This is a genomic window from Sphingobacterium sp. SRCM116780, from assembly GCF_021442025.1.
Taxonomy (GTDB): Bacteria; Bacteroidota; Bacteroidia; order Sphingobacteriales; family Sphingobacteriaceae; genus Sphingobacterium.
Genome location: NZ_CP090446.1, coordinates 3,626,207 through 3,652,942, shown reverse-complemented (window position 1 = coordinate 3,652,942; position 26,736 = coordinate 3,626,207). Strand labels below are relative to the sequence as shown.

Annotated in this window: 19 protein-coding genes and 1 tRNA gene; 12 read left to right on the top strand and 8 right to left on the bottom strand. The window is 36.3% G+C overall.

Going from position 1 to position 26,736, the window contains the following annotated elements:
- Position 1 precedes the first annotated feature (1 nt).
- The 9 genes from rpmB to LZQ00_RS15650 all read left to right on the top strand — a co-directional run bounded on the left by rpmB (position 2) and on the right by LZQ00_RS15650 (position 12,606).
- On the top strand, positions 2–235 hold the full coding sequence (rpmB, locus tag LZQ00_RS15690) for a 50S ribosomal protein L28 (RefSeq protein WP_038695079.1): 234 nt from the start codon (positions 2–4) through the stop codon (positions 233–235).
- 81 nt (positions 236–316) lie between these two features.
- A complete protein-coding gene (rpmG, locus tag LZQ00_RS15685; protein WP_002998409.1) occupies positions 317–499 on the top strand; it encodes a 50S ribosomal protein L33 in 183 nt (60 codons plus the stop codon).
- 50 nt (positions 500–549) lie between these two features.
- Positions 550–717: a DUF4295 domain-containing protein gene (locus LZQ00_RS15680; protein WP_234510207.1), complete on the top strand. Its 168-nt coding sequence runs from the start codon at positions 550–552 to the stop codon at positions 715–717.
- 165 nt (positions 718–882) lie between these two features.
- The gene (gene ftsY / locus LZQ00_RS15675) at positions 883–1,845 is read left to right on the top strand and encodes a signal recognition particle-docking protein FtsY (protein WP_234510206.1); all 963 of its coding nucleotides are present in this window, start codon (positions 883–885) and stop codon (positions 1,843–1,845) included.
- Between the two features lie 14 nt (positions 1,846–1,859).
- A complete protein-coding gene (gene rimO / locus LZQ00_RS15670; RefSeq protein WP_234510205.1) occupies positions 1,860–3,194 on the top strand; it encodes a 30S ribosomal protein S12 methylthiotransferase RimO in 1,335 nt (444 codons plus the stop codon).
- Positions 3,195–3,379: 185 nt separating this feature from the next.
- Entirely contained in the window at positions 3,380–4,969 is a 1,590-nt protein-coding gene (gene bshC / locus LZQ00_RS15665; protein WP_234510204.1) for a bacillithiol biosynthesis cysteine-adding enzyme BshC, read from the top strand.
- A 264-nt stretch (positions 4,970–5,233) separates the two neighbouring features.
- Entirely contained in the window at positions 5,234–8,425 is a 3,192-nt protein-coding gene (locus LZQ00_RS15660; protein WP_234510203.1) for a TonB-dependent receptor, read from the top strand.
- Between the two features lie 324 nt (positions 8,426–8,749).
- Positions 8,750–11,623, top strand: a complete 2,874-nt coding sequence (gene gcvP / locus LZQ00_RS15655; RefSeq protein ID WP_234510202.1) for an aminomethyl-transferring glycine dehydrogenase — start codon at positions 8,750–8,752, stop codon at positions 11,621–11,623.
- 152 nt (positions 11,624–11,775) lie between these two features.
- Positions 11,776–12,606 (top strand): N-acetylmuramoyl-L-alanine amidase, encoded by an 831-nt coding sequence (locus LZQ00_RS15650; protein WP_234510201.1) that lies wholly within the window; start codon positions 11,776–11,778, stop codon positions 12,604–12,606.
- Between the two features lie 39 nt (positions 12,607–12,645).
- Here the strand turns inward: LZQ00_RS15650 and LZQ00_RS15645 are convergent, their stop codons facing one another.
- The 6 genes from LZQ00_RS15645 to LZQ00_RS15620 all read right to left on the bottom strand — a co-directional run bounded on the left by LZQ00_RS15645 (position 12,646) and on the right by LZQ00_RS15620 (position 20,699).
- Entirely contained in the window at positions 12,646–13,959 is a 1,314-nt protein-coding gene (locus LZQ00_RS15645; protein WP_234510200.1) for a nicotinamide mononucleotide adenylyltransferase, read from the bottom strand.
- Between the two features lie 143 nt (positions 13,960–14,102).
- Positions 14,103–14,645, bottom strand: a complete 543-nt coding sequence (locus LZQ00_RS15640; RefSeq protein ID WP_234510199.1) for an NUDIX hydrolase — start codon at positions 14,643–14,645, stop codon at positions 14,103–14,105.
- 9 nt (positions 14,646–14,654) lie between these two features.
- On the bottom strand, positions 14,655–16,388 hold the full coding sequence (locus LZQ00_RS15635) for a phospho-sugar mutase (protein ID WP_234510198.1): 1,734 nt from the start codon (positions 16,386–16,388) through the stop codon (positions 14,655–14,657).
- An 82-nt stretch (positions 16,389–16,470) separates the two neighbouring features.
- Positions 16,471–17,151: a hypothetical protein gene (locus LZQ00_RS15630; protein ID WP_234510197.1), complete on the bottom strand. Its 681-nt coding sequence runs from the start codon at positions 17,149–17,151 to the stop codon at positions 16,471–16,473.
- Between the two features lie 96 nt (positions 17,152–17,247).
- Entirely contained in the window at positions 17,248–18,018 is a 771-nt protein-coding gene (locus tag LZQ00_RS15625; RefSeq protein ID WP_234510196.1) for an enoyl-CoA hydratase/isomerase family protein, read from the bottom strand.
- A 14-nt stretch (positions 18,019–18,032) separates the two neighbouring features.
- Positions 18,033–20,699 (bottom strand): TonB-dependent receptor plug domain-containing protein, encoded by a 2,667-nt coding sequence (locus LZQ00_RS15620; protein ID WP_234510195.1) that lies wholly within the window; start codon positions 20,697–20,699, stop codon positions 18,033–18,035.
- Between the two features lie 126 nt (positions 20,700–20,825).
- On the opposite strand from LZQ00_RS15620, the gene purD reads away from it, so the two are divergent.
- The 3 genes from purD to LZQ00_RS15605 all read left to right on the top strand — a co-directional run bounded on the left by purD (position 20,826) and on the right by LZQ00_RS15605 (position 23,139).
- Positions 20,826–22,100 carry a phosphoribosylamine--glycine ligase gene (gene purD / locus LZQ00_RS15615; protein ID WP_234510194.1) on the top strand — a complete coding sequence of 425 codons (1,275 nt, stop codon included), beginning with the start codon at positions 20,826–20,828 and terminating at the stop codon, positions 22,098–22,100.
- Positions 22,101–22,189: 89 nt separating this feature from the next.
- Positions 22,190–22,261: transfer RNA gene (locus tag LZQ00_RS15610), tRNA-Glu, on the top strand.
- Positions 22,262–22,617: 356 nt separating this feature from the next.
- The gene (locus LZQ00_RS15605; protein WP_234510193.1) at positions 22,618–23,139 is read left to right on the top strand and encodes an STM3941 family protein; all 522 of its coding nucleotides are present in this window, start codon (positions 22,618–22,620) and stop codon (positions 23,137–23,139) included.
- A 693-nt stretch (positions 23,140–23,832) separates the two neighbouring features.
- Here the strand turns inward: LZQ00_RS15605 and LZQ00_RS15600 are convergent.
- Positions 23,833–25,257, bottom strand: a complete 1,425-nt coding sequence (locus LZQ00_RS15600) for a TlpA family protein disulfide reductase (protein WP_234510192.1) — start codon at positions 25,255–25,257, stop codon at positions 23,833–23,835.
- Positions 25,258–25,287: 30 nt separating this feature from the next.
- Positions 25,288–26,736: a RagB/SusD family nutrient uptake outer membrane protein gene (locus tag LZQ00_RS15595; protein WP_234510191.1), complete on the bottom strand. Its 1,449-nt coding sequence runs from the start codon at positions 26,734–26,736 to the stop codon at positions 25,288–25,290.

Genomic DNA, 26,736 nt, shown 5'->3' with positions numbered 1-26,736 from the left:
CATGTCAAGAATTTGTGATTTAACAGGCAAAACAGCAATGAATGGATATAATGTATCTAATTCTAATGCTAAAACAAAACGTAAATTTTATCCAAACTTACAAACAAAACGTTTCTTCATTCCAGAAGAAGATCGTTGGATTACATTAAAAGTTTCGACTTCGGCGATTAAAACTATTAACAAAATCGGTATCACTTCTGCTATCGGTAAGTTTATTAAAAAAGGATCGATTTAATTGATTGCTCGCCTGTTGCATAAAATATCATTCATGAATTTCAATCCTAGTAATTTTTAGGATTCAAAATAAAGTAAAACAATGGCTAAAAAAGGAAATAGAGTACAGGTTATCTTAGAATGTACTGAACACAAAGAAAGTGGTCTTCCGGGAATGTCTCGTTACATCACGACTAAGAACAAGAAAAATACAACTGAGCGTTTAGAATTGAAAAAATTCAACCCAGTATTGAGAAAAGTTACTGTTCACAAAGAAATTAAATAATCACATTCTTGGTTGCTGCATAAGCACTAAGTTTAAAATATTATAATACCATGGCAAAGAAAGCAGTTGCATCGTTACAAAAAGGTGGCGGTAAAGAATATACAAAGGTTATTATTACAACGAAATCAGCAAAAACTGGGGCTTATACTTTCAAAGAAAGCATGATCCACAATGATAAAGTGAAAGATACGTTAGCTGAGGCTGCAAAAAATAACTAATAATATTTCCTTTTTTAAAGTTTTTCTTTAAAAAGAATAAAAAATAGCCGTTTTGGTATCTACCTAAAGGGCTTTTTTTGTTGCGTTCAAATATCTATCTTTGAGCCACAGCATTTGAACTGGATGTATAATTATAACGTATTTTCATAAGAGAAGAACATATAAATGGGATTATTCGATTTTTTCAAGAAGAAACAAGAAACTCCTGAAGCACAAGAAGCTTTAGATAAAAGTTTGGAAAAAACCAAAGAGGGCTTCCTTTCTAAAATTACAAAGGCTGTTGTCGGTAAATCAACGATCGATGATGATGTTCTAGACAATTTGGAAGAAGTATTAGTAACCTCTGATGTTGGTGTTACGACAACTTTGAAAATTGTAGATCGTATACAAGCTCGCGTTGCACGTGACAAATATGTGTCTACTGCAGAGTTGAATACGTTATTGAAAGAAGAGATTCAAGACCTGTTAGCAGAGAATAATAGTTCAGATTTTGAAAATTTTGAATACGGAAACCATAAACCCTATGTGATTATGGTAGTGGGGGTCAATGGTGTCGGTAAAACGACGACTATTGGGAAACTTGCACACCAACTGAAATCGGCGGGTAATAAAGTTGTTTTAGGTGCTGCTGATACTTTTCGAGCGGCAGCTGTAGAACAGATTAAACTTTGGGGAGAGCGTGTTGGTGTTCGTGTAGTCGCACAGGCAATGGGATCTGATCCTGCTTCTGTTGCTTATGATGCCGTTCAATCAGCAGTATCCAATGGTGATGATGTTTGTATTATTGATACCGCAGGACGTCTTCACAATAAAGTGGGCTTGATGAATGAACTGGGTAAAATTAAAAATGTGATGCAAAAGGTAATTCCTGGAGCTCCTCATGAGATTTTATTGGTTTTAGACGCATCTACAGGTCAGAATGCAATAGAACAATGCACGCAATTTACACAAGCAACGGATGTCAATGCTTTGGCATTAACAAAATTAGATGGTACTGCAAAGGGTGGAGTGGTGATTGGTATATCAGATCAATTTAAAATACCTGTAAAATACATTGGTGTCGGTGAGAAAATCGGCGATTTACAGTTATTCAACAAAAAAGAGTTTGTGGATTCGCTGTTCAAGTAATCCACATCCAATATATGAAAACAAAATATAGTAAGGCTGTAGAGCCAAAGTTAAAACCTCGTGTCAATGTGGTTACATTGGGCTGTTCTAAAAATATTCACGATAGTGAAGTATTAATGGGACAGTTGAAGGGTAATCAAATGGAAGTGGTGCATGAGGCAACTAATATTCAAGAAAACGATATCGTTATCATTAATACTTGCGGATTTATCGATAATGCAAAACAGGAATCGATCGATACCATTTTGCAATTTTCGGAATTGAAAGAAGAAGGTAAGATCAATAAAGTGATTGTTACGGGTTGCCTATCCGAACGCTATAAGCCTGAATTGGAATCCGAAATCACAAATGTAGATGCTTATTTCGGAACAAATGATCTACCCGATTTGCTAAAAACAATTGGTGCAGATTATCGCCATGAGTTGTTAGGGGAACGTATGTTGACGACTCCGTCACATTATTCTTATTTTAAAATTGCGGAAGGCTGTAATCGTCCTTGTTCATTCTGTGCGATTCCATTGATGCGTGGAAAACACGTTTCAAAATCAATTGATGATTTAGTGAAAGAAGCAAAATTTCTAGCTTCCAATGGCACAAAAGAATTGATTTTAATTGCGCAAGATTTAACGTATTACGGTTTAGATATTTACGGGAAAAGAAATCTTTCCGATTTGATGCGTCATCTATCTGATGTAGATGGTATTGATTGGATTCGTTTGCAATATGCTTATCCTTCTGGATTCCCGATGGATATTCTAGATGCGATGAATGAGCGTTCCAATATCTGTAATTATTTAGATATGCCATTACAACATATTTCCGATAATATGTTGACTTCTATGCGACGAGGCACAAGTAAACAAAAGCAAATTGACTTGGTCAATAAAATTCGTGATAAAGTCCCTGATATTGCTTTGCGTACCACATTAATCTGTGGATACCCTGGTGAGACTGAGCAAGATTTTCAAGAAATGCTGGATTGGGTTGAAGAAACACGCTTCGATCGTTTAGGCTGTTTTACTTATTCACACGAAGAGAAAACACATGCACATTCTTTAGAAGATAATGTTCCTGAAGAGGTAAAACAGGAACGTGTTGAAGCCATCATGGAAGTACAACAAGGTATTTCTTTTGATATTAATCAGGAAAAAATAGGTAAAACGTATAAAGTGCTGATTGACCCACTTGATGGTGAGTATTTCGTTGGAAGGACAGAGTTTGATTCTCCTGAGGTGGACAATGAGGTTATATTGGAAGCAAAAACGAATTATGCACGTATTGGAGATTTTGTTCAAGTACAGGTTGATCGTGCTGAAGACTTCGATTTATACGGTACTATTTTAAAATAGCTTTATAATCGTATTCGAAAATATCTTGCATAAAGCCTTTCTACTTAAGTACGATTATCGTAACTTAAATAGAAAGGCTTTCTTGTGTTTGTCATAGAATGGCTATAATACTGGGCTTTTAATTTGCTTTTTCATAAAAATCCGTAATTTGTGTCGCATTTTATATTTTATTATTAGCGGGGTAGATGAAAGCAACTTATATAGACTATAGCGAAACCAACAGCTTTTCTAAGACACTTATTGCGTATTTAAATCAAAATCAAAATTTGGCTCCTTTCATTGGAAATTGGCCAACATTTACAGGTTTTGAAAGGCAAATCCAACAGAAAAAAAACTTCCTTCATCGTACACTTTTAGTTGATCGTCTAAAAACACAATATGGTGATCTATTGGATTCCGCTCCTCACGTATTGGAGAATATAGAGAAATTGCTTGAAAACAATGCCTTTACGATTACCACAGGACACCAGCTCAATATTTTTACCGGACCATTATATTTTATATTTAAAATCATAACCGCTATTCGTTTAGCAGATGATTTAAAAGCGCAGTTTCCTGAAAAAGAATTTATTCCTGTTTATTGGATGGCGACAGAGGATCATGATTTTGCCGAAATAAACTATACGAAGCTTTCAGGAAAGAAAATCGTTTGGGATACCCCTGCGATTTCAGCAACGGGAAGAATGGATACGAGTACGATTGTTGAAGCTGTTAAACAGTATAATGGTGTATTGGGGCTTTCGGAAAACTCGTGTAAGCTAACGAAGATGGTAGAGGAAGCCTACCTGAAACATGAAAAATTAGCGGATGCTATGCGCTACTTGGTGCATGAACTCTTTAAAAAATTTGGCTTAATTGTTCTGGATGCAGATGATAAAGAGCTTAAGGAAATTTTTAAACCGATCATTAGGGAAGATATCATTAAGGAAAGAAGTTTTAAAGCGATTGAAGAAACATCAAAATCTTTGGAAGAGGCAGGATTTGACACGCAAGTACATGCGCGTGAAATCAATTTCTTTTATTTGACTGATAACTACCGGGAACGCATTGTTTTAAATCCAGATGGAAGATATGAAGTTTTACATCAAGACTTATATTTTACTAAAACAGAGCTGGAAAAAGAAATTGATACACATCCAGAACGATTCAGTCCCAATGTGGTCATGCGTCCGATGTATCAAGAGATGATCTTACCTAATCTGGCTTACATAGGAGGTGGGGCAGAAATGGTCTATTGGATGCAGTTGAAAACTAATTTCGATCAATATGACATTGATTTCCCTATTCTTGTGCCTCGGAATTCTGCGATGATGACAGAAGACAATGTCGTTTCAAAAATTTTCAGACAGGATCTTACTTTTAAAAGTATTTTTAAGGATAGCGAGATCTTGAAAAAAGAATATGTACGGCGCCATACAAAACATCGTTTGAATCTGAGTGATGAATGGATGGAATTGAATGCGATATTTGGTAAAATAAAGCTCCGTACGCACAAAATAGATCCCAGCCTATCTCCAAGCACAGAGGCAATTAAAGCACGCTTAAAAAAGGCGATCAATAGCTTGGAGAAAAAATTAATGCGTGCCGACAAGCGTAATCACAAAGATGCCCTGTCCAATATCGATCATATTAAAGAACGTCTTTTCCCTGGTGGAGGTTTGCAAGAAAGAACAGAAAATTTTGGATTGCTCTATGTGAAATATGGGGATTCTTTATTTGAAGAACTGTATAAACATTTTATTCCTTTGGATTTCAAATTTACAATCCTCTATTAAAAAACAAAAAGACGGTCAATTGACCGTCTTTTTGTTTATGTATGTTATTATTTCTTTTGATTGAACTCTTTTCCTTGATCTCATGCGTCTGCCTATGAAAATAACAGATTGATTATCTAATGCTCACAGATAAAATATAAGTTGCTTGTTTTTTCTTATTCGGAGCAGCTGTTAAACATAATAATTTCATAATAAAGAATAAGAGTTTAGTTAATGATCGACGCATACTTTTGCAGCAGAAAATCATCAACACTAGACTAAAAAATGAGAAAATTAATTTTAACGGCTTTAGTGACCACCATTGGAGCTTCTTCTACTTCCTTAATGGCACAAACCACACAGGCAAGTATTTCCGGGAAAATAATAGACGATCAAAAAAAAACTTTACAGGGTGCATCTGTCGAGATTCGTAATGAATCGACAGGGTTTACGACTAAAACTTCGACGAATGGAAGTGGTGACTATACATTCAAAGAGCTTCCTTTAGGAGGTCCCTATACAGTTAAGGTTAAATATATTGGTTTTGGAGAGCAGGTGAGGTCGGGTTATATGCTCAATCAAGGGGACATTGTGCGTGTTGATGTGGATGTTGCCGCGACATCCAATGTGCTCGATGTCGTTGAGTTAAAAGGAATCGCATCAATGAAAAATAAAATTGAAAACCTAGGAGCCGCAACAGCGGTTACGGCGAAAGATATTGTAAAACTTCCTGTCAATGGGCGTAACTTTACTTCTTTAATGGATTTATCTCCTTTAAGTAAAGGAGATAATATTTCAGGGCAATTGGGTTCTTCGACGAATTTTACCATTGATGGAATGACAGCAAAAAATCCAACATCCGCAGGATCGACAACAAGTCGAAGTGGTGCTCCATTCTCTATTTCTATTGAGGCTGTTCGTGAATTTAAAGTTGTTACCAACCAATATGATGTAACGTATGGAAGAAGTGGCGGGGGTACTGTTAGTGCGGTAACGAAATCGGGAACCAATACAACACAGGGAAATGCATGGGTTTATTCCAGAGCAGATTGGTTGTCGAGTCAATATGATATTCGTGGAAATAAACGTTCCAATGATTTCTCGACTTATCAATATGGATTCTCCCTCGGAGGTCCGATTATTAAAGACAAACTACATTATTTCGTGGTGTGGGATCATCAACAAGATGCACGTCCATTGATTATTGCAGATATCCAATCACAAGATGATGAAAAGAGGTTTAATATTAATAAAGCTACCATCGATCAATTTGTGAGCATTGGTCGAGGAAAATATGGATTGGGAAATGAGAATCAATATGGTTCTTTTGATAAAAAGAGAGGTTCCGATGCAGTTTTTGGACGTATAGATTGGCAGATAAATGATAAAAATCTATTAACCATTAGAGATAACTATACAAATGATAGAAATAATCTGGGTCTTGAAGACAACACGAAAATCAACCTATATGAGTCTTATGGGAATGATAAAAATATAGACAATAGCTTACTTGCTACCTTAAGAACTTCGATTTCCCCAAGAGTGACGAATGAATTAAAATTACAACACTTATATACTTATCAGAAAAGTTCGCCGGGGGATATGTTGCCTTCAAGTAATATTCCGCGTGCTATTGTTGAGAATGTTGTTTCGACTATTGATGGAAAAGATTTATCAACAAATTTACAATTAGGAGGGCACCGATTTGCACAAGAATCATTTACGAATAATGTCTTGCAGTTGGTCAATAACCTATACTATAGTACAGATAAGATAAACTATACGTTTGGGATAGATCTGATGTATACTCGAGCAAAATCACTCTATGGAAGTGAAGTGAATGGTCGTTTTCAATTTAGACCTAGTGGAAACTTTACTGCCTTACAAAATTTTGAAAATAGGACGCCTTATGCGTTTTATCGCGAAGTGCCTTTAGTGGATGACCCAACAGTTAAAGGAAATATTTTTAATACCGGGGCATATGGACAATTACAAACGAAATTGGCAAAAGGACTTGATTTTATTGGAGGACTACGATTGGATTATGGAATGTATCCTAAATCACCATTGAACGAGTTATTGCTTGCTGAGGTTGGTGTAAGGACAGATCATAAGTTGAAATCTTTTGTGGTTCAACCACGTTTACAAATGACCTGGGATGTGAATGAACAACATAAGGATTTTTTGCGATTTGGAGCGGGGATTTTTGCTTCTGATATCAACAACTACATGACCATTAATAACCTGACATTTGATGGAAAGCATTTTGCTACTGTTGATGTAAGGGGAGCTGATGTGCCGACACCTGATTTTGTGAGCTATCGAAAGGATTATGCTACTGTACCAACCTTAAGTGCATTTCAGGTTCCAACAATTAATACGTATGCAGAGGATACAAAGATTCCTGTCATTTATAAGGCGAACTTGTCCTACACCCATTTTTTCTCAGCGAAGTTAAAAGCTGGAATCTCAGCCTTTATGAATTTGGGACGTAATAATTACATGTATACAGATCGGAATATGGTGAACGATCCTTTCTTTAGATTGGCAAATGAAGATAATAGAGGCGTGTATGTTCCTACTTCAGCGATTGTAAATGGTGTTCCAGATTGGAAAGCAGGACGTATTTCGAATAAATTTGGACGGGTATTGGAATTGAATAGCAAAGGAAAGGTTAACCAGTTTGCAGTTGTTTTGGACGCTAGTTATCAATATTATAAGGATGGTTCTGTCTCTGTTAGTTACACTTGGAACGATGCGAAAGATAATACCTCTTATAACGGGAATGTCGCGAATACAGCAACACTTTCCTTGGCGGTAAAAGATGATCCACGAGATATCAGTAAAATGAGTTACTCCAATAATCAATTTAGAAATAAGGTGGTTATCTATGGAACTTTACCTACATTTTATGGGGTGAGTGTAGGAGTTCGTTATTCAGGTATGGGGGGCACACGCTATAGTCTGCTTGCGGGGGGAAATATAAATGGTGATTTTGTTTCGGGAACAAATGACTTGGCGTATATTTTCGATCCTAATAATAATTCGACAGCATCCAATGTTGCTACAGGATTAAAAGCTTTACTTGATAACCCAGACGCAAGCCAAAGTCTAAAAAATTATATTCAGGACTATATGGGTAAGGTTGCAGAACGGAATGGTGGAATTAATGGTTTCTATAGTTTGGTGGATGTCAGAATCGCAAAGAAATTTAATTTTTATAAAACTCATGCTATCGAAGTGTCTGCTGATGTATTTAATGTTGGCAATTTATTGAAAAAGACTTGGGGTGTTAATAAATCATTGGCAAACCAAGATTTATACGCGGTGGGAATTCCTAAAACAGATACAACTCCTCCAATACCAGGATTTGATACGGCTAAACAAGAATTTGTCTATCGTGTTAATAATTCTGGAATTGTAACCCCTTCAGGAAATCCTTATCAATTCCAACTGGGATTAAGATACTCTTTCTAAAGGATTGATTTCGAATGGATGTAAAGAGGCATTTTCTCCAACTGAGAAAATGCTTTTTGTTTTTATGGGAGCATCAACAAAAAACCTGGGATAGAAAAAATAATTGTCTTTTTGAAATTTATTTCACGAAGCTTTTGACTTTGGAGAAGCCTGCAAACGATTGTTTTATAACGGCATTATAATAATTACTTTTACCGTAAAAATCTGCTTTTTTTAGGACTTGAAAAAATGTATCTTTGCGCATCCAAAAAGCAGCTGTTTTGCTATTGTTTTATGAAAATCAAAAAATAAAAATCTAGCAAAGGGCATTAATTTTTTGCACACATGAGTAACATACATTTTCAAGAGAAATTTGAAGATCGTCACAACGGACCTAGTTCGGTTGAAACGAAAGAAATGTTGGGATTTTTAGGCGTTGATTCGCTAGACCAACTTATTGAGCAAACTGTTCCTGCACAGATTCGTGCTAAACAAGCTTTACAATTGCCTGCTGCTTTAAGCGAAGTCGCTTATCTGAAAAGGGTAAAACAAATCGCAGAAAAAAATAAAGTTTTCAAGTCTTATATTGGACAGGGTTACTTTGATGTGATTTTACCTGGTGTTATTCAAAGAAATGTCTTTGAAAATCCAGGATGGTATACGCAGTATACACCTTATCAAGCGGAGATTGCGCAAGGTCGTTTACAAGCGTTGTTAAATTTCCAAACGGTTGTTTGTGATTTTACAGGTTTAGAAATTGCAAATGCTTCTTTATTGGATGAGGCTACAGCTGCTGCGGAAGCGATGTTCATGTTGTTTTCTGCTCGTAAAAATAAAGATGCTCATGTATTTTTAGTTTCTGAAAATGCTTATCCACAAACGATAGACGTACTAAGAACGCGTGCTATTTCCTTTGGAATCGAATTAAGAATCACAGAAATCTCTGAAGCTCAGTTAACAGATGACGTTTTTGCTGCATTTGTTCAATATCCAGCAGCAGATGGCTCAATTATAGATTATAAAGCTTTTACAGCAACTGCTCATAGTAAAGATATTACTGTATGTGCAGCTGCAGATTTGATGAGCTTAGCGTTATTGACTCCTCCAGGAGAATGGGGTGCTGATGTTGTCGTGGGTAACTCACAACGTTTTGGTGTACCAATGGGTTTCGGTGGTCCTCATGCTGCTTTCTTTGCAACAAAAGATGCTTACAAACGTAATATCCCTGGACGTATTATCGGGGTGACAACAGATGCAAATGGGAACTATGCTTTACGTATGGCTTTGCAAACGCGCGAGCAACACATTCGTCGTGATAAAGCTTCTTCGAACATTTGTACTGCTCAGGCTTTGTTAGCCATCATGGCATCATTTTATGCTGTGTACCATGGTCCTCAAGGAATTAAAAATATTGCCAACCGTATTCATGATTTAACGCAATTATTAGGTCAGGCTGTTGAAGAATTAGGTTATACGCAATTAAATAAAAACTACTTTGACACTGTTCGTTTTGACTTGGGTAATGAGGTTGCTGGTTTAAAATCAGAAGCTTTGAACCATGAGTTGAACTTTAATTATGTGGGTTCAATCGTGAGTATCGCTATCGATGAAACAACAACTGTTGAAGATATTGAAACCATTGTTAAAGTATTTGCTAAGGTTAAAGGAAAAAATGTTGCTGATGTGGATTTCGAATCAATTGAAGCATCATTGGCATCAGCCATTCCTGCTGATTTAGTTCGTACTTCCGCTTATTTAACGCATCCGATTTTCAACAGTTACCATTCAGAGCATGAGATGTTACGTTACATCAAATCTTTGGAAGCAAAGGATTTATCCTTGTGTCATTCTATGATTCCATTGGGATCATGTACAATGAAATTGAATGCAACTGCGGAGATGACTCCAGTTACTTGGTCAAGTTTTGGTGGTTTACATCCTTTTGCACCTGCAGATCAAACTTCGGGTTACATGCAATTGATAGGTGAGTTGAATGACTGGTTATCGGAGATCACTGGTTTTGCTAAAATGAGTTTCCAACCAAATTCTGGTGCTCAAGGTGAGTATGCTGGTTTGATGGTGATTCGTGCATATCATGAAAGCCGCGGAGATCATAACCGTAACATCTGTTTGATCCCTGCTTCTGCACACGGTACTAACCCAGCTTCAGCTTCTATGGCTGGATTGAAAGTTGTGGTTGTAAAATGTGATGAGCGCGGTAACATCGATGTTGAAGATTTGAGAGCGAAAGCAGCAGAGCATGCGGCTAACTTAAATTCATTCATGGTGACTTACCCGTCTACACATGGTGTATTTGAAGAGCCTATCATTGAAATCTGTGAGATTATACACGCTAACGGTGGTCAAGTATATATGGATGGTGCTAATATGAATGCGCAAGTTGGTTTAACTAGCCCAGGTCGTATCGGTGCTGACGTATGTCACTTGAACTTACATAAAACATTCTGTATCCCTCACGGTGGAGGTGGACCTGGTATGGGTCCAATTGGTGTTGCAGCACACTTAGTACCTTTCTTACCTAACCACGAAGTGGTTGAGGTTTCTGGTGCTGAGGGTATCACTGCAGTATCTGCGGCTCCATTTGGTTCTGCATCTATCTTGATTATCTCGCACGCTTATATTGCAATGATGGGTGGAGAAGGATTGACTAATGCTACTAAAACAGCTATTTTGAATGCAAACTATATCAAAGCTCGTTTAGAAAATCACTATCCAGTATTGTATTCTGGTGTGAATGGTCGTTGTGCACACGAGATGATCTTAGATTGTCGTTCATATAAAAATGTAGGTGTGGAAGTGGCAGATATCGCTAAGCGCTTAATGGATTATGGTTTCCATGCACCAACCGTTTCATTTCCTGTAGCGGGTACTTTGATGGTTGAGCCTACGGAATCTGAATCTAAAGCTGAATTAGATCGTTTCTGTGATGCTTTAATCGCTATCCGTGCAGAAGTTGCTGCAGTTGAAGCGGGTGAGGTAGATCGCGTGGAAAATGTTTTGAAACATGCTCCTCATACTGCTGCGGTAGTGACTGCAGATGAGTGGGATAAACCTTATTCTCGTCAAACAGCAGCATATCCTTTGGCATATGTGAAAGATCGTAAATTCTGGCCTTCAGTAGGACGTGTTAACGATTCACAAGGTGATCGAACGTTAATTTGTTCATGCCCTTCTATTGAAGAGTACGCAGAGGCATAATTTCTTGCTATTAAAATAAAAAGAGCCCTCATTCGTTTAGGATGAGGGCTCTTCGTTGTTTAAAAGGGTTCGTCTAATGAAATGTATCAATTTAGTTCATCGTCAATACAATTTTAAATTTAAAAGTATATTTGTGAATCAATCATCAAATAATGAATAGTAGATTTATATCCAGTATCCTTTTGATGGCGTTAGCGTTTACCTCGTGTGTAGGAGGCAAATATGCAACAACAGAAAAGGTTTATAAGAAAAAAGCGAAAGAATTTTCGAAAGAGTATGCAGCAACTCCTGCCTTAAACCAAGGAATCGTGAAGTTGCCCACGTCAATAGAGAAAGAGTGGATTGCATCGATCAATTATGGTATTCGTAAACCTAATTTTGTAGTTATTCATCATACGGCACAAGATTCGTTGGGTCAGACGATTAGAACATTTCATTCTGAAAAGGCTGGTGTAAGTGCTCATTACGTTGTCAGTCGTACAGGTAAGGTGGTACAGATGGTTAACGATTACTATCGTGCTTATCATGCAGGCGCAGGTAAATGGGGTAATGATACGGACTTGAACTCGTCTTCTATTGGTATCGAACTGGATAATAACGGAACAACAGATCCTTGGACTGATGCTCAAATCAATGCATTGGTGGAGCTGTTGTCTTATTTAAAAACTAAATATAGTATTCCTCAGGCTAATTTTATAGGGCATATGGATTTAGCGCCAACACGTAAGAATGATCCATCTCGTTTTCCGTGGAGGACTTTAGCAGATAAGGGATTTGGTTATTGGTACGATGATTTTTTAGAAATCCCTCCTGTTGATTTTAATCCCAAAATGGCCTTGCGGATTATTGGTTATGACGTTAAAAATTTGGATGCAGCTATAAAGGCTTTTAAACAGCACTATATTCAAAAGAATACGAATGTTGCGACCTTGCAGGAAGCTGATTTGAAAATTCTATATTCGATATACAAAAAGTTCTTATAGAAAAGGCTCCAATTGGAGCCTTTTCTGTTTATCATTATTTTATACCGTTTTAACGTGTTTGATATCGTAGTTTTCGATATCAATGATATAGCCATTTTTTATTAAGAAATCAAATAATGGTCTTGCTTCTTCAGAAACGGACATGTTTTTTGTCGTAATAATTTTGTTGTCCTTTTTTAACAAATATGGATAAGCGTACAATTTAATATTTTTGTTAAACATACCCGAAATATAGGAAAGAAGTTCGTTCGTATATTGCTCTTTATTGTAATTGTCTGAGTTGAAGATATTGCGTAGATTGGAAACGTTTGTGGCGATACCAATATTCATTGGTTTGAAATTATTGATAAATTCTGCTAGGTGATTGTTTCTTCTGAAATTGCTGACCATAATATTGTTTCCTGTAGAACAAAGTTCTTCTGCACGTTTCGCAAATTCTTCTAGATCACTTGCGGTAATGATATGATCCTCTTCCAGAACGTTACCCATCAATACTTCGATTAATACGACGGTATTTTCTGCAGTTGCTCCTGTGTTCTTTTTGAATTGATCAACAGCAAGATTGAATAGATCAAAGTTCGGAAGCGATTTCTGACGGTATTTTGTTCTTAAAAGAATGATGTTCTTTTTATAAAGGTAATCTTTAATCTGAGCAGCTTTTCCATCAGGTCTAAAAATAGCAGCCTTCGCAAACCCTTTTGCAATAAGATATAAATTGATTAGTCTTTCGTTGACATTTTTAAATAAGGGGCCATCTACTTTTACTAAATCAATTTCTACTGATCCTATAGATAAGTTGTCAACCAACGACTCGATCATGATCTGTGCGTTGTCGGCATAATAGTATGCCGCAAATAGTAAGTTGACACCGATGATACCCAATACTTTTTGCTGTAACTGGTTGTCACTATCAAGTAATCGAACGTGAATAATAATATCGTTTACGGGGCCATCTACCTCATGTTGAAACCGTAAACCAATCCAACCATGAGGTTCGTTTGTTTTTGTAAAATTTAATGTGGTAACGGTATCTGCAAAGGCAAAGAATTTTTTATTGTCATATTTTTCGCTGTGTAGGCGTGTCGTCAATAAATCAAATTCATGCTGTAGCATCTTCGTTAAGCGTGTACGGCTTACATAGCGACCATCTTCTTCTTCTCCATAGATGGCATCACTAAATGTCATATCATAGGCTGACATTGTTTTTGCAATTGTTCCTGATGCAGCGCCCGCGTTAAAAAAATTACGCGCTACTTCTTGACCAGCTCCAATCTCTGCAAATGTGCCATAAATCTCTGCATTTAGATTTATTTTGAGTGCCTTTCTTTTGGTTTCAAATATTTCCCTTACCATCCTGCAAAGGTACAAAAAATGCTAGGCTGAGGAAAAGGAAAGGGGGATAAGATAACAATTTGTTAATTCATAAAGAAAGGGCTATTTTGATATAAAATAGCCCTTTATCAGTTGTTTTCTGTAATATTTTAATGGGGTTTTCCTTAAAATATTTTCAATTTGTGAAAGGCATAAAATAAGGCTGAAGCCTGTAATGCCTGACCAAATTTATTTTGGAGGAGTAATTCTTTCGCTTCTTCCATGGAGACTAAAAAAACATCGATCTCTTCACTTTCATCTAAATCTTGCTCTTGTATCTTTTTACCCCCCTGCATTAAGTAGGTATGGGTAATATTTTTGCTTGTAGCAGGGTTGGCATATAGTTCTGCTATTTTTTCAATTTTTGAGAAAGAATAACCTGTTTCCTCCAACATCTCTCTTTCAGCAGCATATTGCGGCTCTTCTCCTTCTTCCATAGTCCCCGCTGGGATCTCGAGAATAACCTCCCCCGCAGCGTGGCGATATTGCTTGATAACGATCAGTTTATTATCTTCTGTAATACCGACCATATTTACCCAATTGGGATATTCTAAGACATAATAATGATCATTGATCATTCCGTTTGGAAGTTCGCAGGTATCGCGTCTTAAAGTCGCCCAAGAAGCTTTATGAATATATTCTGATGTTAGTAGTTTCCACTTATTCATGTCCTTTGTTTAAATAATATCAGCCATCATTCGGTCTACCTTAGCAGACAATTCCTGCTGAAGATCAGCATAAGCTGATTTATCCTTTAACGGGGCTTTTACTGAACAGTAGAACTTAATCTTTGGCTCAGTACCTGATGGGCGTGCAGAAATCACATCTCCATCGATGGTAATGAATTGTAACACATCAGAAATTGGTAGATCAATCGCTTTTCTCTCTCCTGAAGCAATGTCAATGGCAACGGAATTCTGGTAATCACGGACTTCTATAACATTGACATTTCCTAATGATGTAGGAAGATTAGCCCGAAGATTGCTCATCATGGTTTTGATTTCCTCAGCACCAGCTTTTCCTTTTTTAGTTAATGAAACTAATTTTTCCTGATAGCATCCAAATTCTTGATAGATACTTAAAAGGACATCGTACAATGACTTCCCTTGTGATTTATAGTAAGCGGTCATCTCGGCTAAGAAAGCACAAGCATTAGGCGCATCTTTGTCACGTACAAGGCTTCCGACTAAATATCCGTAGCTTTCTTCGCCACCAACAAGATAGGTCGCAGAATCGCCTAATTTTGTCATTAACTCGCCAATGTACTTAAAGCCTGTTAAGGTTTCGTAATAAGGAACATGAAAATGTTTAGCGATATCAGCTTGAAGATTTGTAGTTACGATTGTTTTGACAATATAGGGGTTGTTATGGAGTTTGTTTTGCTCTTTCTTAGAACTTAAAACATAATATACCAATAAACTACCAATTTGGTTTCCATTTAATAACTGAAACGCTCCTTTATCATTTTTTATCGCTATTCCTACACGATCAGCATCTGGATCTGTTGCTAATACAAGGTCTGCATCCACTTGTTCACCTTTCTTTTTCGCCAATGCCATCGCATCTTCCTCTTCCGGATTTGGATAAATGACCGTTGGAAAATTGCCATCTGGAATCGCTTGTTCTTCCACTACGATGACGTTTTCGAATCCCCAAGCTTCTAATAACTTAGGAACAATCGTGATTCCTGTTCCATGGATAGGAGAGAATACAATTTTAAGATCCTTTTGCGCTTGAACAGCTTCGGGATGAATGCTTAGTTTTTTATTTTCCTGAATATAGATGTTATCAATTTCTTCTCCAACCGCAATAATATTATTAGGATTCGATGTGAATAATATCTCAGATACGCTTTGAATAGCATTTACTTCTGTAATCACATTTTCATCATGTGGAGCTGTTAATTGGCATCCATCATTCCAATAAGCTTTATAACCATTGTATTCCTTTGGATTATGAGAGGCTGTTAGCATCACACCACTTTGACAACCAAAATGACGAATAGCGAATGAAAGCTCGGGTGTAGGACGCAGTTGATTAAATAAATAAACTTGGATCCCATTTGCGGAGAATACATCTGCAACTAATTGGCCAAAAGCTTGCGAATTATTACGACTATCGTAAGAAATAGCAACTTTGATTGTCTGATTTTGGAACTGTTTTTTTAAATAATTCGCTAAACCTTGAGTCGCTTTCCCGATCGTGTATTTATTCATCCTATTGGATCCGATGCCCATAATCCCACGTAGACCACCTGTTCCAAATTCCAAATCTTTATAGAATGAATCGGTCAATTCAGTTGTTTCGTTATTGTCAATTAATTGTTGTAAAGCAGTACGAGTTGCTTCATCATACTCTGAGCTAAGCCATTGATTAACTTTTGCTTGTATTTCTTGATCTAGATTAACCATTGTTTTTTGAATTAAAATGTCAATTTAAATATTTTTAGGATTAAAATTCTTTTTTTTATTGATAATAATAAAATTCTTTCAATTAAGCATCACAACCGCCATATGCACGATCGATAACTGTTAAAATCCATTTATCACCACTTTGTGTAATATGAAAAACAAAAGAAGCATTTTTTTCTGCTAAAATAACCCGATAACTTTTGGCTTCTAGTGCTTTCAATTTTTGCATCTCTGTCTCACTAATTTTGGATTCTAAAATTTCATTCATGTATTTGGCTGTGTGTGATAACGCAGTAGGATGTTGTTTGTTATTGCAAAACAATCCCTTTTTATTCCAACTTTCTTTTCCGCAATCATAAATGGGGAGTTGACCAAAGATCACTTTCCCTGAAAAATTTGATTTTGGGTAAGGGTAATAGTCTGGAATAGGATGATTAAAATCAATCGCTGATGCGTGAACATATATTTCCTGAACACCAGGTCGGTATATCGTATAAAAACCGATCTTATTATCGATATATTGATTTAATGTTTTAGTATCTTGTGTGTTATATGCATGTGTAATCGCTGAAATAGCCTGTTGAAGAGATTCTCCTTTTGACGTTTCCTCTGGGATACTGACAGAGTCTACAGGTTTGACTAGGGTGTCCTTGGCTATCGTATCAATGGAATCAAGCTGACGTTCTTTTTTCTCAGCGGTTCTATTACAGCTGGCTAACAGTACGACAAAAATGAGACAGAGTCCAAATATTCTTCTTAACATGCTTGATATCATTAATAGGTGAAAATGAATTCTTATTTAGTTTACAAAATTAGAATAACCAATGACTTAAATAAAATAATATTGGTCGTTAAAACGCTACTTGTTGTGTTTGTTTTTTAGGTTATCAATAATTGTTTTTAATATACTACGTGTGGATGGTTTCCACCATTGTGTTAATATCTTTTCTATCGTATCGGTTTGATTTACAGCTAATTTTTCCAATAATTCTTTTCTAAAATTTAATTTACAAGTTTGCCAAGTTTCTTTATTAAACTGGGTTACGGATTTTATTTTACGTAGGGCAGCTGTTTGAATGGCATTTGCAGCAACAACTTCGTCAATTAAACCAACTTGTAGGGCTTCTTGTGGTTTTAGCAGTTTCCCTTCTAATAAGAAACGATAAGCATTTGCTTTACCAAGCCAAAAGCTGTATAGTTGGAAAATACTATCGGGAACAATCAATCCAACCGGGATCTCGTTGAGACCAATAATAAATTCTCCTTCAGCCATAATACGATAGTCACAACAGAGTGCAATGACGCATCCTCCTGCAGGGCTATGGCCAGAAATAGCGGATACAAGTGGTTTTGGAAAGGAAGCTAATTCTTGAGTCGTATTTAAGAATAGCTCCCAAAAATCTTTGATTTCCTGTTCATTGTAATCATATAGGGTAATTAAATCCAATCCAGCACTAAAGAAGCCTTCTTTACCATGAATGATGACCCCTTCAATAACTTGATCTGATTTTAATGTTTGTATGGTGCTTTTTAACTCTTCCAATAGGACAGTGTCCATCGCATTGGATTTCCCGCGATCCAAAAATACATTTGCGATCCTGTCTTCTGTTTTAACCTGTATATGTTGCATAAAAACTTTCTAAATTATTCTGTGACGTTAATTATTATTTCTTTTCTGCCAATTCTTCCATTGAAGTCAGCACCTTCTATGATAAGCGTATATGGACCCTTTTCATCTGATGTGTAAAACTCAAAACTAGATTTCCCAGACTGATCTGTGATGATATTGGGTTCCCAATGTATTGTTGTTCTTAAATCGGAAGTTAATTTCCCTGTTTGACCTGTTTCGTAAGTAGGTTTAAAAAAGGATCTATTTACATGAAATCCTTTTGGCATAAAAGTTCGAATTCCTGTAGGCGTGTAGGTGCTTGAAAGTCCTGAACCTGTTTTTGTTGTGATAATAAGGAGCCCATTTCCCCCAAAAGAGCCATATATAGTGGCGTAATTTGCACTTCTTAATACTTCAATACTACCAATGTCTTGTATGTTTAATGAGGAAATTTGATCCCCATCAATATACATTCCATCCAGGACAACTTGCATAGGTCCATTTCCTCTTGTATTATAAGGGATACCATCTCTAAAGATGACACCAACTAATCGCCCTGCTAAACATTGGTCTAAAGTACTGCACGTGGATAAATCTTCTGCTGTCAGAATTTGATCAGCATGACCAGGGCCGTTTAAGTTACTGGAAGATGACGAAACTTTGTTTTGAGTAGTACGTGTTATTTTGACTTCCTCTAATTGTATCGATTTTTGCATTAATCCAGCTTTTTCTAATTGAGCGAAATAGGCTTGGGTATTTTTTATACTTCCTAAATATTCTGTGTTCACATTATTGATTATTTCTGGTAAGTTTTTACCGATTGAATCTGAAACTTCTGGTATCTTATCTAAGTCAATATCTAATCTATTTTTTTCTTTTTCGGTTTTGGCTGTGATAATAAATTTTACACTGTCTGCAAAGATTAAATCATCAAACATGAATTTTCCTTCATTATTGGTTAATGTATCTACGCCACCTAATAGATTTGTTGTTGGTAATAAGGTTACTGTTGCTTTGGGTACAATAGCCTTTCTTGCGAGTTTTTTTATAGTGCCAGATACTGTAATTCCTGTTTCCATGTTGAATTTTGGTTTTTCTGGCATATTGGCAAAAGTTGACCAGTCTAGTTTTCTCCAACCCTGAATAAGCATAAGGTCATCAAGTTCCGATTTTTTGAGTCCGTTTGGATCTGAGAAATAGTATTGCGGATTTTCAATGAATCCATTTATCTCTGAGCATAACAATAGAGAGGTGAATATACTTGTCTTGGAAACACTATCTTTTTTTGTCTTATTGCTGTTGACAACAGCTGCCGATAACGAGCTTACTCGAATAGAATCTTGGTGACTATCTGTTTGAATAGAAACTTTTACTTTTTGTCTTGTTCCATAGTTTATTTTATCTGTGCTTGTATTAATCGCTAAAACTTTGTCTGTTCTATAGTTGAAGATGATTCTTTCTAATAGTGGTTGTAGGTTTGCATTCATAATACTAATTTGAATGACACCCGCAGGTATGTTTTTTCGAGGAATGGAAAAAAGTATTTCTTCTTTATTTAATTTTTGTTTCGCAACATGAAAGGTGTTTCCTAGGTATTGAGCGATTAGAAAAATTTCATCATTATTAATTTGATCTGGACTCGCGTTTACTTGTACAAATATTTTATCATCAATAAGATTGGCTACAGTCATGTTTAAACCAGAAGTACTTATTTCCGGGAAAGTGGTCTTCGTTTGTGAACCATCATGAAATGTAGCAATAGCCGTATATTTTTTCTGAGCGTCTAATATAAACGGAAAGCTTGCCATACCCAATACATTGGTTTCTAAAGAAGCTATTTCTTCATTTGCATTATCTATAACCTGGATTGTTGCCTTTTCTCCTAAACCTTTATTATTAAGTGTTTTGAATCCTATTTTTGTATTTATTTGATTGATAATTGTCCCTGATTCAGGAAAGATTTGCAAACTATTGGATGATTTAGCAGGTGGAACAGTAAAGATTTTATGGACTATCCGACCATCTATAGATTTAAAAGTTAGATTTACTTTATCCACTTGTTGTTGATCTTTTAATTCAATCAATACTCTTCCTTGCGGATCTGTTTTTTCTCGACCTGACTTTTCGTTTCCATTTTTTAGTATTGCTTTGTAGCTCACACTAGTTTCTGTCAAAGGGTTTCCTGCTAATGTTTTGAGATCAATGGCATAATATGTTTTATTATTAACCATAATGATTTGATCTGCAGTCATGGTATTATCAGATCGACCATTGTATACTTGAATTGTCTTGTCAAAAAAGTATGCCGTACTGTCATTTCTCATCCATTGTGTGTAGGCACGAATACGATAAGACCCTTCTGTTGCAGAATCGGGAATGGTAAAATCGCCAATTCCTAAACCAGCGGTTAGTGGAATTTTAATAGATTTAATCGTCTTATTATTGGGAGAAAGAATGTCGATGTAAGCAATACGACTCCTATTGCTCAATACATTATCAGGAGATAACGTGCAATAGAGTTTCATCCAGATACTTTCACCTGCAGAATAGCTGTCTTTATCCGTATGAACGTGAACTTTTTCTTTTATATTCTTTGAAGCATAGTTATCTAATTTCTCTACTAAATTGTCAATTGCTGTTTGTCCAAAAGTTATAGTTGGTACGATAAATAATAAACTCAGGATAATTGACTTAAAGCTCATAAATCTATGTTCAATGTTTTTGAAAAAATACGAAAAATAATTAAACATTTCATTGTTTTTAAGCGGATAACACGACAATTGTAATTTTTCTCCTTTTATTTAGCCTAAAAGAAATATCTTTGTGCTATGAATATCCTAATCATTGGTTCTGGCGGTCGTGAATCAGCCTTCGCCTATAAACTTTCGCAAAGTAAACGTCTTCATAATTTGTTTATCGCTCCAGGTAATGCTGGTACTGGTGCTTATGGTCAGAATGTCGCTCTTAAAGTGACAGATTTTGATGGTATTGCAAATTTTGTGTTGGAGAATGATGTCAACATGGTTTTGGTAGGTCCTGAAGAACCTCTTGTAAAAGGTATTCATGATTATTTCTTGGATCGAGCAGATTTGAAACATATACCGGTTATAGGTCCACAACAAGAGGGTGCTCAGTTGGAAGGTTCAAAAGATTTTTCAAAACAGTTTATGGATCGTCATGGTATCCCAACGGCGGCTTCTCGTTCTTTTGATAAAGGAAATTTAGAAGAGGGATTAGCTTATCTGGAAACACAGAAATTACCTATTGTTTTAAAAGCTGATGGTTTAGCTGCAGGTAAGGGTGTTTTGATTTGTGAGACGCTAGAAGATGCAAAACTAGAATTAAAAGCAATGATTGCTGATTCGAAATTCGGAGCTGCTAGTGATGTTGTTGTTGTGGAAGAATTCTTAAAAGGAATTGAGCTGTCTGTTTTTGTCTTGACTGATGGTAATTCTTATAAAGTATTGCCTTCTGCTAAAGATTATAAACGGATTGGAGAGGGAGATACGGGTTTGAATACAGGAGGGATGGGATCAATATCACCTGTACCTTTTGCTGATGAGGTGTTTCTAAGTAAAGTGGAGGAACGGATTATCAAACCTACGGTTGATGGACTGAAAAAAGATGGAATACCATATAAGGGATTTATCTTCATCGGATTAATGAATGTTGAAGGAGAACCGTTAGTAATTGAATATAATGTACGCATGGGGGATCCGGAAACAGAATCTGTTTTACCTCGTATTGAATCTGATTTAGTTGATTTATTGGAAGGAGTTGCACAAGGTAACTTGGATACTCGTTCGTATACTGTGACATCAAAAACAGCTGTTACTGTCATGTTGGTGGCAGGGGGTTATCCTGGGGATTATGAATCGGGAAAAGTAATTTCAAATTTAGAGAATGTAAAAGAGTCCATCATTTTCCATGCAGGAACCAAATCTGAGGGAGAGCATGTGGTAACTGCAGGTGGTCGTGTTATCGCAGTGACGACGTTACAAGACACATTATTTGATGCTTTGCAACAGGCAACTGCCGACGCTGGACGTATTTATTTTGAAGGAAAATATTTTAGAAGAGATATCGGTTTCGATTTGATCTAATAAATTTTGAAATCTTTTTTGGAAGATTGATAAAAAGCGCTATATTTGCATCTCCAAACAAGGAAATCTCGTTAAGAGATGCAAAAAATGGCCCGTTCGTCTAGGGGTTAGGACGTTAGATTTTCATTCTAGAAACAGGGGTTCGATTCCCCTACGGGCTACTAAAGGAAACACTTTATCATAGGTGTTTCCTTTTTTTATGCCAATAAAAATATGTGTCTCAAACTCACCACCAATAGCAAATTACATCCTTCTTAACGAATTGTAAGCCAACTGCTACGAATTGTAAATGGTTTTGGCATTTGGATAGTGGATTGTTTTCTTTAACACAAATAACCAATCTGTCAATAAGCGAGTTTAAACGTTTATACACGAAACAAAATAAAAAAGAATAAAAATGGAAAACAGCTCTTATCATATCGCTACGCTAATTTTTGAAATTGAGCAATAGCCATATATTCGAGTTGTACATCAGCATATTGACTGTTTCTCCCTAAAATCAACCACAAAGTATAAAATGAAGAAAATTGAAATTGAAATAGACAAGAAAAAGACACTAATGGCTTTATCCCTTTCATTATTTTGTGTGACTTTGGGAATAATTGTCATTTTAAATCCTCATAATTTTATTTCTACATCCAAAATAAGTTCAGAATTTAGAATATTGACTGGAATTGTTTTCGTCTCAATTTATTTTACTACAAGCATTTACAGATTAAAAATATTAGTTTCAAAAAATAATTTGACAATTGACAGCAACGGAATTAATGATAACATCAGTTTAATGAGCAATGGATTAATTAAATGGAATGAGATTACAGATATAAAATCAGTGGAATTTATGTTAATGAGATTTTTGCTAATTTTTGTGAAAAATCCTGAAGAAAAGTTAGAGGAAGCAAGTGGAATGAAACGGAAGTTAATGGCAAAAAATATGAAAAAATTTGGAACACCTTTCTCAATAACTTCTACTGTTCTGAAGTGTAATTTTAACGAACTTGAAAAATTATTAAAAGATAAATTAACTGAATATAACTAACGTAATCAATGCGGAACGCACAACATTGGTTTGGCAATATGGCGGCTGAAGTGCTTCTATGAAACCCACTCTGGTTTAAGTGTTCCAAAGGATCACTTAAATCCTCATTCGAAAACTAAGGTCTCCAGACCGAAATACTGCACTATACGTAGTTCATTCCCTTTTCTGCTATATAAAATTTAAAGCTCTTAACCATTATCTCTCTGCTCTATTTCCAGACAGAGTCTTTGTTTTAATATTAAATTTAAGTGACCGCTGAAAGAGCGAACACTTAAACCAGATAGGAGTGTTTCCTTTTTTTATGCCATTTAATCCCTCACGAAACTCACCACCAATAGCAAATTGCATCCTTCTTAACGAATTGTAAGTCAACTGCTACGAATTGTCAATTGTTTTGGCTTTTGAATAGTGGATTATTAGATTTAAACTCAAAATAACCATGTATGAAGATTTTACTTAATAGTTTGTTCATCAGACGGGCTGATTACAAAACTCAACGGCAGTTTTGCAATTAAACTTTAGTAATAATATGGACTTTTTCCGAACAACAATCGGAACAAATAGTATTTACTATAAAGCTACTTTATTGAGGGATCAACTATACAGTCTCTTCAAACAAATAGCCTTTTAAGTGTCGACATCATAATTATGATACAACACTTAAAAGGCTATTTAACGGATTTATATAAAATTTTACTTAGCCTGTAAAGCTTCGTTAATCTTCGTCTGGGTTATATCCTCACTGGGTCTTGACGCATTATTATCAACTATTTTTCCATCCTTTCCGATAAGGATATAATGTGGAACGCCATTAATATTAAATGCTTTACCAACAGGACTATTAAAACCACCTGCCGAAAGTACATGAACTCCTTCAATTTTATCTTCCGCAATGGCTTTTCTCCATAAATCAGCCCGATCATCAATACTTACATAAAGAAAAACAACATCCTTATTATCTTTAAATGCTGCATGTAATTTAGGATTACCTTCTTGCATCTCGTGTCGGCATGGACTACACCAGCTGGCCCAAAAGTCCATGTACACCACCTTGCCGGTAAAATCTTTCAAGGTAACATCCTTTTCATCCAGATCCTTAAGTGTAAAGAAAGGTGGCACCTTCCCAACATTCGTTTTAGCAAAGCTATTGTAGTTACTCAATGCCAACGTAGCATCCTCATGAGTAGCATACTGACTTATATATTTATCCAGTAACGGTTTAAATACCTCTACATCTTTAGCTCTGTTAAACCCAGATTGTAGCGTTGTTCGCAAAGCCATACTACGGGTTTTTCCTGTATAGTTCTTTTCAATTAGGCTATAATCTAACTCAGTTCTTTTCTCAATAGATAAAGCACTATCCAGCATTCCCTGATCAGCAAGCGCTTTTAATCTTAAAAAGCTCACATAACTATACATCATAAGATTGGTATACCCCGTATTCGAAAGCAACTGATCATCCATTTTAAGCCCTTTATCCAAATCCCAATAGCCATCTGGTATAACCGTTGACAATTTGCGTCCTCCCCAGTTTTTTAAATAGATCGGCACATCAAACTGACGCCCCAAACGACCATACTTAAATTTAATTGATTGTTCCTTATAAAAAACAGGACTGACATGTTGCTTATTAGCTTCCAAAAATGCGATAGACTGATCGGCGATATGGGTAAATTGTTGCTGCAAATCATTTGCAGGGATTTTTTCCATTTCCATTTTCCGATCAGCATCAATATAAGCTTTTGTATCCCGAAATAGCACTTCTGCCTTCATTGCCCCTTTACCAGAAAACTTGGTGTTCGCGGCATAATCAGTTTCAATCTTTATCGCATCGCCATTTTCCAGGTCAAGCTCAATCCGCCATTTCTTAGGTGCATCAATTCCAATTTTAACCAATCGTGGAAAAACGGGTTTGAAGGTAATCACAAAACGTCCCTGAGCATCAGGTTTTACAAAAAAAGCCTTATCCTTTATCGGATCAACAACCCACATAGAGTCTGCCTTAACTGAACTTTGCTCAACCACAACAGTCGCCTCTGTTCCATTCATTTTCTTTTGTCCTAATGCCATCCAGGTGCTACCACATATGGTCAGCATGAATAATAATTTCTTAATCATTTTCTTTTGTTTATAAAGTGTATAGGTGGTTTAATAACTTGGATAACCTGGGTTTTGAATTAATTTGTTGTTACCTAATAGTACCGTCTTAGCCAGCGGCATAATGAACTTGTTCGCATTGCTAATTGTTGATTTAACAGTAGCGGCATTCAAGTCTCCTAATCGATCAAAACGTACAATATCAAACCAGGGTTCTCCATTTTCGCCAAATAATTCCAGTAATTTCTCCTGACGGATAGCAACTAGCAAAGCTGCTTTATTAGCAGGAGCAATCGGACTCAGTCCACCAGCTCTCAATCTAATTGCATTTACATCAGCAATTGCCTCAGTATCTGCTGTGTTTCCAGTCGCTAAACGTGCCTTTGCTTCTGCATGGATCAAATAGATTTCGGCCATCCTAAGCTGATAGGTTGTAAGCCCTGATATTGGAAATGTATTTGAAAAATCCCGATCAAAATAAGGGTACTTTCCATTGAATTGAGGTCCTTTCGAATTGACGGCATAAGCATAGCTGAATCGCGGATCATATCCACTGCCATTACCACTCAAGCTACCGCCACCTGCTACCTGATTATTAGCCAATTGCTCCAAATCATTTGAATAAAGCGTAAGTTGAATTCTGCTCATCGAAGGATGTTTCTCTGTATCACCATTTGCAAAAGGGGAGAATAAGGTCTCTTTAGACTCGAATCTTTTTAAGAAGATATCTTTAAAATTACCTTCAAGACCATAACTATCCGTATTATTCATCACTTTTAGGGCTTCGGATTGTGCTGCAGAAAAATTACCAGCATACAGATAAACTTTGGCTAAGAATGCACTTGCGGTAGTGCTGCTCACCTGGGTATGTACAACTCCTTTTGGCCCATTAATGGCTGCAAATTGCAAGTCGTTAATGATTGCGTCATAGGATTCCTGAACAGTCTTTCTCGCGTCTATTTGCAAACCTCTGGAAGGCTCTAGTCTGATTACAACACCATACTGAGAATTTAAATCATAAAACTGACCAAAACATCTCAATAGGTTAAAATGAGCCATTGCACGCTGACACTTGGCTTCAGCAATCATTTCATTTTTTCTTACAGCACTCATGCCAGGAGCTTTATCTGCTTCCAAGGACGCAATTAACCAATTTGCCTGGTTAATAAGGCCATAGAGCTCCGTGTAGTATCCTTGTACAAATTGGTTATCAGGCGTAACATTATTAACATCCATTCCTTCCGCTTCGTCCAATATTGCTGTTGGAATAATTTCATTACTCAAATAACCCTGATAAACAGCAGATGAACCTGTATACCAGGCACGCCATCTTACATAAACACTATTTAGCACGTACTGCGCCGTAGTTTCATCACGAATCACATTTTCTTCCGTGATCGCATTGGAAGGTTTTATATCATCAATGTTGCAAGACTGAACAATAGAAAGCGTGCTTAAAAGGAGTAATCCACTTAACTTATATATATTTAATGATCTCAT

Coding starts and splice junctions, on each gene's coding strand:
- rpmB (WP_038695079.1), top strand. CDS start 2: ATGTCAAGAATTTGTGATTTAACAGGCAAAACAGCAATGAATGGATAT.
- rpmG (WP_002998409.1), top strand. CDS start 317: ATGGCTAAAAAAGGAAATAGAGTACAGGTTATCTTAGAATGTACTGAA.
- LZQ00_RS15680 (WP_234510207.1), top strand. CDS start 550: ATGGCAAAGAAAGCAGTTGCATCGTTACAAAAAGGTGGCGGTAAAGAA.
- ftsY (WP_234510206.1), top strand. CDS start 883: ATGGGATTATTCGATTTTTTCAAGAAGAAACAAGAAACTCCTGAAGCA.
- rimO (WP_234510205.1), top strand. CDS start 1,860: ATGAAAACAAAATATAGTAAGGCTGTAGAGCCAAAGTTAAAACCTCGT.
- bshC (WP_234510204.1), top strand. CDS start 3,380: ATGAAAGCAACTTATATAGACTATAGCGAAACCAACAGCTTTTCTAAG.
- LZQ00_RS15660 (WP_234510203.1), top strand. CDS start 5,234: ATGAGAAAATTAATTTTAACGGCTTTAGTGACCACCATTGGAGCTTCT.
- gcvP (WP_234510202.1), top strand. CDS start 8,750: ATGAGTAACATACATTTTCAAGAGAAATTTGAAGATCGTCACAACGGA.
- LZQ00_RS15650 (WP_234510201.1), top strand. CDS start 11,776: ATGAATAGTAGATTTATATCCAGTATCCTTTTGATGGCGTTAGCGTTT.
- LZQ00_RS15645 (WP_234510200.1), bottom strand. CDS start 13,959: ATGGTAAGGGAAATATTTGAAACCAAAAGAAAGGCACTCAAAATAAAT.
- LZQ00_RS15640 (WP_234510199.1), bottom strand. CDS start 14,645: ATGAATAAGTGGAAACTACTAACATCAGAATATATTCATAAAGCTTCT.
- LZQ00_RS15635 (WP_234510198.1), bottom strand. CDS start 16,388: ATGGTTAATCTAGATCAAGAAATACAAGCAAAAGTTAATCAATGGCTT.
- LZQ00_RS15630 (WP_234510197.1), bottom strand. CDS start 17,151: ATGTTAAGAAGAATATTTGGACTCTGTCTCATTTTTGTCGTACTGTTA.
- LZQ00_RS15625 (WP_234510196.1), bottom strand. CDS start 18,018: ATGCAACATATACAGGTTAAAACAGAAGACAGGATCGCAAATGTATTT.
- LZQ00_RS15620 (WP_234510195.1), bottom strand. CDS start 20,699: ATGAGCTTTAAGTCAATTATCCTGAGTTTATTATTTATCGTACCAACT.
- purD (WP_234510194.1), top strand. CDS start 20,826: ATGAATATCCTAATCATTGGTTCTGGCGGTCGTGAATCAGCCTTCGCC.
- LZQ00_RS15605 (WP_234510193.1), top strand. CDS start 22,618: ATGAAGAAAATTGAAATTGAAATAGACAAGAAAAAGACACTAATGGCT.
- LZQ00_RS15600 (WP_234510192.1), bottom strand. CDS start 25,257: ATGATTAAGAAATTATTATTCATGCTGACCATATGTGGTAGCACCTGG.
- LZQ00_RS15595 (WP_234510191.1), bottom strand. CDS start 26,736: ATGAGATCATTAAATATATATAAGTTAAGTGGATTACTCCTTTTAAGC.